At 38.9% G+C, this 11,958-nt stretch carries 13 protein-coding genes; 8 read left to right on the plus strand and 5 right to left on the minus strand.

What is annotated here, in order from left to right; translation table 11 throughout:
- Position 1: 1 nt before the first annotated feature.
- Positions 2-1,027 carry an HTH-type transcriptional repressor PurR gene (gene purR, locus SC428_RS04565; protein WP_070929748.1) on the minus strand — a complete coding sequence of 342 codons (1,026 nt, stop codon included), beginning with the start codon at positions 1,025-1,027 and terminating at the stop codon, positions 2-4.
- Between the two features lie 270 nt (positions 1,028-1,297).
- Here purR and SC428_RS22170 point away from each other — a divergent pair, with 270 nt between their 5' ends.
- Positions 1,298-1,381, plus strand: a complete 84-nt coding sequence (locus SC428_RS22170) for a YnhF family membrane protein (RefSeq protein ID WP_139158717.1) — start codon at positions 1,298-1,300, stop codon at positions 1,379-1,381.
- A gap of 73 nt (positions 1,382-1,454) precedes the next feature.
- Here SC428_RS22170 and sodB read toward each other — a convergent pair whose 3' ends face one another.
- Positions 1,455-2,033: a superoxide dismutase [Fe] gene (gene sodB / locus SC428_RS04570; RefSeq protein WP_070929747.1), complete on the minus strand. Its 579-nt coding sequence runs from the start codon at positions 2,031-2,033 to the stop codon at positions 1,455-1,457.
- Positions 2,034-2,516: 483 nt separating this feature from the next.
- Here sodB and SC428_RS04575 point away from each other — a divergent pair, with 483 nt between their 5' ends.
- A complete protein-coding gene (locus SC428_RS04575) occupies positions 2,517-2,864 on the plus strand; it encodes a Grx4 family monothiol glutaredoxin (protein WP_070929746.1) in 348 nt (115 codons plus the stop codon).
- A gap of 91 nt (positions 2,865-2,955) precedes the next feature.
- Here SC428_RS04575 and rnt read toward each other — a convergent pair whose 3' ends face one another.
- Both rnt and gloA read right to left on the minus strand, forming a co-directional pair.
- Positions 2,956-3,597 carry a ribonuclease T gene (gene rnt, locus SC428_RS04580; protein ID WP_070929745.1) on the minus strand — a complete coding sequence of 214 codons (642 nt, stop codon included), beginning with the start codon at positions 3,595-3,597 and terminating at the stop codon, positions 2,956-2,958.
- A 206-nt stretch (positions 3,598-3,803) separates the two neighbouring features.
- Positions 3,804-4,211, minus strand: a complete 408-nt coding sequence (gene gloA / locus SC428_RS04585) for a lactoylglutathione lyase (protein ID WP_070929744.1) — start codon at positions 4,209-4,211, stop codon at positions 3,804-3,806.
- A gap of 272 nt (positions 4,212-4,483) precedes the next feature.
- On the opposite strand from gloA, the gene SC428_RS04590 reads away from it, so the two are divergent.
- Both SC428_RS04590 and slyA read left to right on the plus strand, forming a co-directional pair.
- A complete protein-coding gene (locus tag SC428_RS04590) occupies positions 4,484-4,723 on the plus strand; it encodes a DUF1289 domain-containing protein (RefSeq protein ID WP_070929743.1) in 240 nt (79 codons plus the stop codon).
- A gap of 675 nt (positions 4,724-5,398) precedes the next feature.
- Positions 5,399-5,833, plus strand: coding sequence for a transcriptional regulator SlyA (slyA, locus tag SC428_RS04595; RefSeq protein WP_070929742.1), 435 nt, complete (start codon positions 5,399-5,401; stop codon positions 5,831-5,833).
- 643 nt (positions 5,834-6,476) lie between these two features.
- On the opposite strand, the gene SC428_RS04600 is transcribed toward slyA, so the two are convergent.
- Positions 6,477-6,944, minus strand: a complete 468-nt coding sequence (locus tag SC428_RS04600; RefSeq protein ID WP_070929741.1) for a glycine zipper 2TM domain-containing protein — start codon at positions 6,942-6,944, stop codon at positions 6,477-6,479.
- Between the two features lie 579 nt (positions 6,945-7,523).
- Here SC428_RS04600 and anmK point away from each other — a divergent pair.
- The 4 genes from anmK to pdxY all read left to right on the plus strand — a co-directional run bounded on the left by anmK (position 7,524) and on the right by pdxY (position 11,945).
- Positions 7,524-8,645, plus strand: coding sequence for an anhydro-N-acetylmuramic acid kinase (gene anmK, locus SC428_RS04605; protein ID WP_175442583.1), 1,122 nt, complete (start codon positions 7,524-7,526; stop codon positions 8,643-8,645).
- A 24-nt stretch (positions 8,646-8,669) separates the two neighbouring features.
- Positions 8,670-9,323 carry a pyridoxamine 5'-phosphate oxidase gene (pdxH, locus tag SC428_RS04610; protein ID WP_070929740.1) on the plus strand — a complete coding sequence of 218 codons (654 nt, stop codon included), beginning with the start codon at positions 8,670-8,672 and terminating at the stop codon, positions 9,321-9,323.
- Between the two features lie 255 nt (positions 9,324-9,578).
- Positions 9,579-10,853, plus strand: a complete 1,275-nt coding sequence (tyrS, locus tag SC428_RS04615; RefSeq protein ID WP_070929739.1) for a tyrosine--tRNA ligase — start codon at positions 9,579-9,581, stop codon at positions 10,851-10,853.
- Between the two features lie 228 nt (positions 10,854-11,081).
- Positions 11,082-11,945, plus strand: coding sequence for a pyridoxal kinase PdxY (gene pdxY, locus SC428_RS04620; protein ID WP_283125830.1), 864 nt, complete (start codon positions 11,082-11,084; stop codon positions 11,943-11,945).
- Positions 11,946-11,958 lie beyond the last annotated feature (13 nt).

The following is an 11,958-nucleotide window of genomic DNA, read 5'->3' on the forward strand; positions in this document are numbered from 1 at the left end:
GTTAACGGCGATAATCAATAAATGGTCCATCAGCAACAGAACGGCGCTCGACTAAACGTGGGTGCACTTCAATGGTTTGTGCGTCTTCACGCTTATTCACGATACGGTCGAGTAGCATAGTAAAGGCCATTTGGCCTAGACGTTCTTTGGGCTGGTGGATAGTGGTGAGTGCAGGGGTAAAATAGCGTGCATTACGCACATTATCATAGCCAATGATAGAAATATCTTGTGGAACACGCAGCCCCATCTCATCGGCAGCGCAAATGGCTCCCATAGCCATAATATCACCACCACAAAAGACCGCTGTTGGTTTTTGTTTGTTACTTAAGATTTGCATCATTGCTTTATAGCCGGACTCAGGTTCAAAGTCTCCCTGTACAATCCACTCATCACGTAAAGTGACTTTGGCTTCTTCCATTGCTTTTCGGAAGCCGGTGAGGCGACCAATCCCCGTGTTCCGCTCAAGTGAGCCTGGGATCACCCCAATATCACGATGCCCACGATCAATTAAGTAACGACCCGCCAAGTAACCACCATGAAATGAATTATCAATAATGCTATCAGTAAAATCACCTCGCGACGTCCCCCAATCCATAACGACCATAGGGATATTACGGTAATCTTCTAACATGCTAATGAGCTTTTCTGGGTACTCAGAGCACATCACCAGAAGGCCATCAACACGTTTTTGAGCAAGCATTTGTAAGTAAGCTTGCTGTTTACCTAAGTTATTATGTGAGTTACAAAGAATGAGTGTGTAACCTTTTTCATAACAACTGTTTTCGACAGATTCAATAACTTCTGCGAAATAAGGGGCTTCGCTCGATGTGGCAAGTAAGCCAATCGACTTAGTATGGTTAACTTTTAAACTACGAGCAACAGCACTTGGCGAATAGTTGAGTTCTTTTATCGCAGCCCAAACAGCAGCCTTAGTATCATCGGCTACGAAGCGCGTTTTATTAATTACATGGGATACGGTTGTGGTGGAGACATTAGCACGCTTCGCCACATCTTTAATCGTTGCCATGGGAAAAAAAAACTCCTGACCAATAATCGGTCTTGTTATGAATACTTATTAAAAATTACCAGCATATTGAGGCATAGTTACTTAACTGGCAATAATTTAGCGATTTGTTATGGATTTTGTCTGATCTAGCGCAAAAACAAAAGAAATAATTGATGTTATAACCTGTGATATAGACACTGGTTTTTATAAATCGTCATGTCATACTTATTTAACCTTATACAATATAGGGTCAAATGGCTGGTTAACTGTTCTTGATAATGAGAGGAACTCATGGATACAGATTTTAAATTCGGATTATTAGCAGCAATTGGTTCTTTGGCAGTGATCATCACATTTGCAATACATATTTTTTAGTTTTGCCTTTAAATAGCAAAGGTAAGATCACAAAGGGCGAGCACTGCTCGCCCTAAATGTTGCCAAAAATCAGTTAAGCAAGATTTTCTTCAACAAATTTCCAGTTTACGAGTGACCAGAAGTTTTCTAAATATTTTGGACGTGCATTACGGTAGTCAATATAGTAAGCGTGCTCCCAAATATCGACTGTCAGGATAGGCTTATCATCACCAGAGATTGGTGTTGCAGCATTAGATGTATTAACAATTGCTAAGCTACCATCTGCTTTTTTCACTAACCAAGTCCAACCAGCACCGAAGTTTTTGATTGCTGCATCGGTAAATTGTTGTTTGAATTCAGCGAATGAACCAAATGCTTTATTGATTGCATCAGCAACTTTACCTGTAGGTTCGCCGCCTGCATTTGGTGCTAAACAGTGCCAATAGAAAGTGTGGTTCCACACTTGTGCAGCATTGTTAAAAATGCCAGCATCAGAAGTTTTAATGATTTCTTCTAGGGATTTACCTTCGAAAGCGGTACCTTTTACTAAGTTGTTGAGGTTAACAACATAAGTATTGTGATGTTTGCCATAGTGGTACTCTAACGTTTCTTCAGAGATATAAGGTTCTAGAGCATTTTTTGCATAAGGTAGAGCGGGTAGTTCAAATGACATTGCGTACTCCTTGTTTGCGTTTTAAACAACACGTATGGGTGTGGTGCTCAAAATTGAGCGAGTAATTGTCTTTTTAATCATGTACATACTAAAATATAGCGCACTGTATGTATCATTTTATCGTCATTAGCGCATTATACCACAATAAAAATATGGTCATGTGCATCATTGTACTATATTAACAAATTCAGCATATAAATACATCGTAAAATCATATAGATAATAAAGCCTAAAATCGCAAAATGCGTTTGCTAGAATAAAGCTAATTTGATTTAACTATCTTTAAAAGACTGATAGAGAAAAAATCCCTTTTTCTATTTGAGGGTGCTATAGTAATGCCCCTGTAAAACTGGCATATTGTATGAAACAATGTGTAGTAATATTTTCGGTCAAATATTCTCGCTTAGTAACAGTTGCATCATCTGCATTTGCGATTGTTTACTGACTGCAAAACCAGCACCCAAGCTTTAAGGAAGTAAAAAAATGACGACAATTGAAAGAATCGAACGCCAAATCAAAGAAAATCCAATTCTGCTGTACATGAAAGGCTCTCCTAAGCTTCCTAGCTGTGGTTTTTCTGCTCAGGCAGTTCAAGCTCTATCTGCTTGTGGTGAACGTTTCGCTTATGTCGATATTCTGCAAAATCCTGATATCCGTGCAGAACTACCAAAATATGCTAATTGGCCAACGTTCCCACAATTGTGGGTTGATGGTGAGTTAGTAGGGGGTTGTGACATTATCATGGAAATGTATCAGCGTGGTGAATTACAAGCACTGATTAAAGAAACAGCTGATAAGTATCGCTCAGCTGATGAGGCAAGTGCAGAGTAATTTCCCTGTAGAGATAGTCTAAATAATTCTAAGAAACCGTATTAGTCCCTGATTGGCTAATACGGTTTTTTGCTATGAGACGTTGAATCAACTAGTCTTGTTCGGCTAATGGCCACCCACCTAACTTTTTCCATTTATTGACTAATTCACAGAAAAGTAGGGCTGTACGGTTAGTATCATAGAGCGCACCATGTGCTTGCTTACCATCAAAGGGGATCCCTGCGGTAACACACGCTTTTGCTAAGATAGTCTGACCAAAGACTAGACCGCTTAGTGCAGCAGTATCAAAAGTGGCGAATGGATGAAAAGGATTGCGTTTTAGGCCCGCACGTTCAGCTGCATTCATGACAAAACTATGATCGAACGTTGCATTATGCGCGACGATTATGGCACGGTTACAATCAGTGGCTTTCATGCCTTTTCGTACCATTTTAAAAATAGCATGGAGTGCATCATATTCACTGACAGCGCCACGTAGAGGATTTGTGGGATCAATTCCTGTAAATGCTAAGGCTGTTGGCTCTAAATTTGCCCCTTCAAATGGTTCGACATGAAAATGGAGTGTTTCATCGGGTGATAGCCAACCCTCTTTATCCATTTTTAAGGTGATGGCGGCTATCTCGAGTAGGCCATCTGTTTTAGCGTTAAATCCACCAGTTTCAACATCAATAACAACAGGATAATAGCCCCTGAAGCGACTCACCAGTGCATTTGGATTATTTTTATCAGACATTAGACATTCATATTAGAGTTTCTAGTTGTTGGTTATTATGCCAAACCCAGTAAAATTTTGCATATACCCGTCATAGTTCAAATTGAAGCACTTTTTCATTAAGGTTCAGTGACTACTGTTACTGGCTGTCTTGCTGCACCTCGAATTATTAATAGTATTAAGCTAAGCAGTAATATTTACTGCTTAACTTAAATAACTCGAATTAATTAGTTGCCAAGACCTTTGCTAGCACTTTTATTTTCAATTAATTCAATTTTATAGCCATCAGGATCTTCAACAAAAGCAATAATGGTATTACCACCTTTTACCGGGCCTGCTTCACGTGTGACATTACCTCCTGCATGACGGATATCTTCACAGGTTTGAGCGACATTATCGACGCCAAGGGCAATGTGGCCATAAGCTGTACCTAATTCGTAGCTATCAACTCCCCAATTATAGGTGAGCTCAATGACAGCACCTTCACTTTCATCACTGTAACCAACGAATGCTAATGAATATTTATATTCAGGATTCTCGCTCGTACGCAGTAATCGCATACCTAATACTTTGGTATAAAAATCAATCGAACGCTGCATGTCTGTCACACGTAACATGGTATGTAATAAGCGCATATTAAGACTCCCTAAAAAGTAACTGAGTGAAACTGAATCGTTTTAACGATTAATATAACGTATCTGTGCTCTTGAGCACAACGAAATGGGTTTATACTTGAGGTAATTCAAGTTGCAGTATTATTGTCGAACAAGCTCATATTGCGTCACTTGTACACATTGGTGTCATCTAACTGTACTTCGAATTATTTAATTTTTATTAGTAAATGATAGATATAATCGTATTTATGGAGTATATCATTATTTAATGTTTATCGTTAGGTGGTATCTACATGGCGGAGCAACTTGAGTTTTTTGAAATCCAGAGCCCTTGTCGCGGAATTTGTCAAACTAACGAACAAGGCTATTGTCGAGGTTGCTATCGCTCTCGTGAAGAGCGTTTTGGTTGGTTAAAATTTACAGATCCCCAGAAGCGTAATATTTTACGTTTATGTCGCCAGCGTTATATGCGCTCGCTTGCGATAAAAAAAACACAAGAGGATCCACCTACAGCACAACAAGAGCTGTTTTGACCGGTTCACCTACCTAGCCTTCCACTGATTGAATATCTATCAAGTATAATTTTTATATTCAAAATACTTCAAGTTGAAGTATTTTACGTTGAAATATGATGATTATATTTATCAGCTACTCATTATATTGTTTTTTAATGAACTTAGCATGCTGCTCTCTTATCATTCAGCAATATTTAGTATTGTTTTTAGTATGATTTAATTGTTAATTAATTCATTGTTGTTAATTTACATTTGCACTCTTCAATTAATTTTTATTTATTCAAAATGATGATTAAATAGAAGTAATATAACCCAAAATAACATGATTTTAAGATTAACTATATTTTATTGTTTTTAAAGGGTTAATTGAGAATTGTTATTTTTATTGTTAATTGTAATTACTATAAGGGTTAAAATAGATAGATTTGAAACAGGAGTAAGGCTATTCTTATTAACAAGATAATTGATAGTTTATGCGAGTAAATAAAATGGATTTTAATATATAAAACGAGTGAATTCTGCTAGTGATTGATATCACGAATCAAATGATTGACATTGACTATAAATAGGTATTTATCATGGTTTTTCATAATAATTGGTTGTCATAGCAAGAAGGAGTTAATATATAATTTAAAATATAATTTATAACTTGTATATTTGTTAAACCAAATAGTATTGTATAAGGAGGGAACATTGGAGTCACAAATAGGAACTGATTTATCGCGTGTTGTTCGCATGTGGAGATCATTGATTGATCATCGCTTAAAACCGCTTAAATTAACACAAACACATTGGATTACTTTACATAACATTAGTCAATTACCGCCAGAACAGTCGCAGATCCAACTGGCAAAAGCGATTGGCATTGAACAGCCCTCACTAGTACGAACGCTTGATCAGTTAGAGGAAAAGAAATTAATTTCTCGTCATACTTGTGTTAATGATCGACGTGCTAAGAGAATAAAGCTCACTGATGAATCTGAGCCATTTATTAAAACGGTTGATGAAGTTATTGACAATACGCGTAAAGAAATCTTAGGTAATATCACTGCTGATGAGTTAGGGCAGTTATCATTACTACTTTTAAAGTTAGAGAAAAACATTTCTCGCCTACAAGGAGATCTATAATCTAGAAATATTATGACCTATATATATTATTCAAATTTAAATTATGTTGAAAGATTATTTACTTTTTCTGATGATATCTATTTTTTTTGATGTTTATAAAGTAAATTGATTGTATAATTAATTATTAATATGGTTTATTATTTAATGATAAATCGTTAATGGTTTAACTGTTTTATTGAATATAAATGGCTATTAAAGTCAAAACATCATGAAATTTAATGAAAATACGATATTTCAGATTAACCGTTTTTTGAGGGATAAGTAAACACAGCAAGTATGAATAACTAAAATTCAATTAACAATTGTATATGAAGCTCTATATTCTAATTATATCACTATTGGCTAGGAGACTGATTGAGCCTAACACAATGATCATATAGATATATGAATAATGTGAGCGAATGAGTCAACAAAGCGATGGTTTGATGTATATACTCGAAATAAATTGAGGAGCAGAAGGGGGATAAGTAAACGAACGGTGAGGAACATATAAACTATGTGACTGGCACGAGTGAATAGCGTCCACAACGCTGCAATCTGAAATAGGACGAGTATAGCAGTATTTAAAAAAGAGCTTCACATAACCCAAACTAAACATGTATGTTCACCGAGAGTACCCGGTGAACATATTCTAATACTAATATTAGCGAGGTGAAACAGTAACAGTACCACCACTATTAGCAATCATAACACGTTGCCCAGTACGGAAAGCACTAGGGTCTTGTTTCTGAACCACGACAATATTCTTGCCGCTATCAAGGCGGATTTCTAACTGTACACCTTGGCTTTTATTCAGAGCACCTTGTGCTTGCTGGCCTGCTAAACCACCAGCAATTGCTCCCGCTGCTGTTGCAAGTGTTTTACCAGTACCACCACCTACAGTATTACCTAATAAGCCACCTAAAACTGCACCGCCAATTGCACCGATGACGTTTTCGTCTTCACCGGCTTGGATAGTAACAGGGCGAGCATTGAGTATTGTTCCGTAAGTGACGGTTTGTACCTGTTTTGCATCTTTGGCTGAAATAGTATCACCAGAAAGTGTACTAGTATTGACACAGCCAGATAACACAACGACTGCAACAACACCAACGAAAACTTTCTTAAGCATAATTACTCCTATGAGACTGGCTGTCTGTGGCAATAACGTAGCATGAATAGCGCTTTTAACTACCATATTAGGTATGTCTTTAAGTTATGCCAAGTTTTAAACGGTTATCAGGCTACTGATTCTGATTTAAACGGGGCATAAACACTAGGTAAAATATCTCAAAGTAGGAAATATTTCCTAATGTAAGGCACACTTTGTTAAATACTTCTCTTAAATAAATTCACGATATAATCATCATTCGATGTTCATCGTACAAAAAGTATTCTCTTAATACCGATGTTTCTTCACTATCTCATCGAGAAATACCTTGGTCTGATAATTATACTATAAATTATAATTAACGAGATGGGTATTAGTGCGTAAAAGTAAATTGCATTGTCTGTATTTTGTACTTTAGGCTTTCTTATTTTGCTTAAAGATTTTTTTCTGCGAGCTAGCACGAGAAATTTTAATGTTCGGTTGACAAAAGTATCAGCCAAAGCACAATCTTTTGAAGTCTAAGAATCGTTTAGCGCTGAATGAAAATGGTATGTAGTTAAGCAACCAATAGAGTATGTGAAACCTAAAGGAACAGTGATGATGATAAAGTCCGGCCGTTATATAGGGATTATGTCTGGAACCAGTTTAGATGGGGTTGATGTCGTTCTGGCAGCGATTAGTGATAAATTTGTTGCTGAACAAGCAAGCGTAAGCATTGGCTTTCCTGTGGAACTAAAAAAAAGAGTGCTTAATATTTGCCAAGGCCAAGAAACAACACTGTCTGAAGTTGGTAAAATAGACCGTGAACTTGGCTCTCTCTATGCTCAGGCTGTGGAACAGTTATTAAAAGAAACAGGGGTTGCAGCAAAAGATATCATTGCAATTGGCTGTCACGGACAAACGGTTTGGCATGAACCCGACGGAGAAGCACCTTTTACCATGCAACTTGGCGATAATAATCGGGTAGCGGCATTAACAGGTATCACTACTGTTGGCGATTTTAGACGGCGAGATATGGCGTATGGTGGACAAGGTGCTCCGTTGGTACCTGCATTTCATTTAGCTGTATTAGGACATCCAACTGAAAAACGAGTCATACTCAATATTGGTGGCATATCCAATATTACAGCACTCTTCCCTGGAGCTTATGTTAAAGGTTATGACACCGGCCCAGGAAACATGTTGATGGATACTTGGATATGGCGGCATAAACAACTACCGTATGATGAAAATGGTCATTGGGCCAGTTCTGGTGTGGTTAATCAGGCATTGCTCAAAAATATGTTACGTGACCCTTATTTTAGGCGTTCTGCACCTAAAAGTACGGGGCGCGAATATTTCAATATGCAATGGTTAGACCAACAGTTAGCTGGTTTTGACGATGTGTCTCCTGATGATGTACAAGCAACTTTATGTGAGTTGACCGCTGTTTCTATTACTGAACAAATTTTGCTTTGTGGTGGTTGTGAGCGTCTGATTGTGTGTGGTGGCGGTGCAAAAAATACATTTCTTATGCATCGGCTTGCTGCATTGTTGCCAGGAACAGAGGTTGGCACGAGTGACAAATATGGATTAAGTGGTGATGATATGGAAGCCTTAGCTTTTGCTTGGCTTGCTGCAAGAACTATCGCGAATTTATCGGGTAATCTGGCTTCAGTAACGGGGGCTGAGCGTGAAACCGTTCTTGGTGCTATTTATCCTACAAATACTGATGAAAAATGATGGCGTTAAGGAAATAGAAATACGATGAACGAGGTACAAAATCAAGAGTTGGCTGCGTTACGCCGTGAATACACAAGAGGGGGACTGCGTAGAGCAGACCTAACTGCGGATCCTCTTGACTTATTTGAACGGTGGTTGAAGCAAGCTTGTGAAGCTAACCTTAGTGACCCAACAGCGATGTGTGTTGCTACGGTTGATGAAACAGGCCAACCTTATCAACGTATTGTTTTATTAAAGCATTTTGATGAAAAAGGCTTGGTGTTTTACACCAATATGGGAAGTCGTAAAGCGCAGCAGTTAGGAAAAAACAATAAGATAAGCTTACACTTTCCATGGTATCCCCTTGAGCGACAAGTTAATTTTTTAGGGGTTGCAGAACGTTTAAATCCGATTGAGGTAGTAAAGTACTTCCATAGTCGCCCTAAAGATAGTCAGATTGCTGCATGGGCATCACAACAATCATCACGCATTTCAGCTCGCAGTATTCTTGAAGGCAAGTTTTTAGAGCTAAAACAAAAATTTCAAAATGGCGAAGTGCCATTACCGAGTTTTTGGGGTGGTTTTCGCGTGGTATTTAATAGTGTTGAGTTTTGGCAAGGTGGTGCAAATCGTTTACACGATCGCTTTATTTACCAACGAGAAGAGGATGGTTGGAAAATTGATAGATTAGCACCATAATAAAACGTTTTTTTAACTGGCACTTAAAAGCTAGGCGCTTTATGCTATAGCTTCGTTTACGAAAACTGACAAGCTATGTTCACGAGAACAACCGCTAGGTGGCGGTCTTGTGGCACTTTTAATAAAAAATATACTCGTCATACTTCAAGTCGCAGCGTGTTTCGTTAAGAAAGAGTAGCTATTTCACTTGTTGCTTAGCTGTGCTTTGGATGATTTAAAGTATAGATAGACAAAATACAACTGATGGAGTCATTGATGTCTAGCAATAACCTGATTAAACAATTGCAAGAGCGGGGCCTCGTTGCCCAGGTAACGGATGAGGATGCGTTAGCAGAGAGACTGGCGCAAGGCCCTATCTCTCTCTATTGTGGCTTCGATCCTACCGCTGACAGCTTGCATTTGGGGCATCTGGTTCCCTTGCTGTGTTTAAAACGATTCCAACTAGCCGGGCACAGGCCTGTGGCGTTGGTCGGTGGCGCAACGGGTCTGATTGGTGATCCAAGTTTTAAAGCCTCTGAGCGTAAATTAAATACCGCAGAGACCGTCCAAGAATGGGTAGCAAAAATCCGTAACCAAGTCTCTCCTTTTCTGAGTTTTGATTGTGGCGATAACAGCGCAACATTAGCCAATAACTACGATTGGTTTGGTAAAATGGATGTGCTGACTTTCTTACGTGATATTGGTAAACATTTTTCTGTTAACCAAATGATTAATAAAGAAGCCGTTAAACAGCGTCTAAATCGTGATGATGTTGGTATCTCGTTTACTGAGTTTGCTTATAACTTACTGCAAGGTTATGACTTTGCAAACCTGAATAAAGAACATGGTGTGGAGTTACAAATTGGTGGTTCAGACCAATGGGGTAATATCACATCAGGTATTGATCTGACTCGTCGTTTACACCAAAACCAAGTCTTTGGGATGACAGTACCGCTGATTACGAAAGCAGATGGCACTAAGTTTGGTAAGACAGAAGGTGGTGCTGTGTGGCTTGATCCTAAGAAAACCAGCCCATACAAATTCTACCAGTTCTGGATTAATACCGCAGACGCTGATGTCTATCGTTTCTTGAAATTCTTCACCTTTATGGAACTCAGTGAGATTAATGCACTTGAAGAAGAAGATAAAAACAGCGGTAAAGCGCCTCGTGCACAATATGTTCTCGCTGAAAATGTGACTCGATTAGTTCATGGTGATGAAGGCTTAGCGGCGGCTCGTCGTATTACTGAGAGTTTATTCTCTGGTGCGGTTTCTGACTTAACGGAAGCTGATTTTGAACAGCTCGCACAAGATGGCATGCCATGTATTACTCTGGATTCGGGTGCTGATTTACAACAAGCACTGGTTGATTCTGAGTTAACGCCTTCTCGTGGTCAAGCTAGAACGGCAATTAGCTCAAATGCTGTTGCTGTGAATGGTCAAAAACAAACTGACCCAATGTATGTATTTACAGATACAGATCGCTTGTTTGGGCGTTTCACCCTGATCCGTCGTGGTAAGAAAAACGACTGCTTGATCAACTGGAAATAGCTCTGACTAACCATGGTGAGAATAGCTCGAAGAAAACTTCGGGCTATTTCTAGTCATCATACTTTTTATGGTAGCATCACTAAGAGCACTCAGATTCTGAGTAGATTTTTTGCTTGTTGCTGGGATGCTCTATTTGCTTACCGCAATACAAAGAATGGTGAACGTCTATTCCACTATGGCTAATCACTGATTTCTCTTCATTCGACTTACAATTCTTTTGGGTTTCCCATGAAAAGTGTTCTTTCAATTCAATCCCATGTTGTTTTCGGTCATGCAGGAAACAGTGCTGCTGCATTTCCTATGTGCCGAATGGGGGTCGATGTCTGGCCGCTAAATACTGTTCAATTCTCCAATCATACTCAGTACCCTCAATGGACTGGTACTGTATTTCCTGCGCAACATTTAACGGATATTGTGCAAGGGTTAGCGAAGATCCATAAGCTAGAAATTTGTGATGCAGTGTTAAGTGGTTATATCGGTTCTGCTGAACAAGGTAACGATATTCTGTCTATCGTGAAGCAAATTAAGTTAGTTAATCCACAAGCACTCTATTTTTGTGATCCTGTTATGGGACATCCAGAAAAAGGCTGTATTGTTGCTCCAGGTGTCGCGGAGTTTCTTTGCCAACAAGCGTTACAAGCAAGTGATGTTATTGCGCCTAATTTGCTTGAGTTAGAAACCTTATCAGGAGAAACAATTACAACTGTTGAGCAAGCAGTACAGGCTGCTCGTCAGCTATGTCGTCAAGGCCCTAAGATTGTTTTAGTGAAGCATTTGAGCCGAGCGGGTTACAGAGCTGACCGCTTTGAAATGATCTTAGTGACTGAAGAACATAGTTGGCATGTGAGCCGTCCGCTGGTGGATTTTGGTGAAAAACAGCCAGTTGGTGTTGGGGATTTAACTAGTGGATTGATGTTGGTTAATCTACTAAAAGGTGAAAGTTTACCTAAAGCATTAGAGCATGTTGCTGCTGCTGTGTATGAAGTGATGATACAAACTAAGAAAATGGGAGAGTATGAACTTCAGTTGGTGGCCGCTCAAGACAAGATGGTGAAGCCAGAACACAAATTTTGCGCAACTGAAATTGACTAAATAGGGCTTCCAG

The organism is Providencia sp. 2023EL-00965, from assembly GCF_033550225.1.
GTDB lineage: Bacteria > Pseudomonadota > Gammaproteobacteria > Enterobacterales > Enterobacteriaceae > Providencia > Providencia manganoxydans.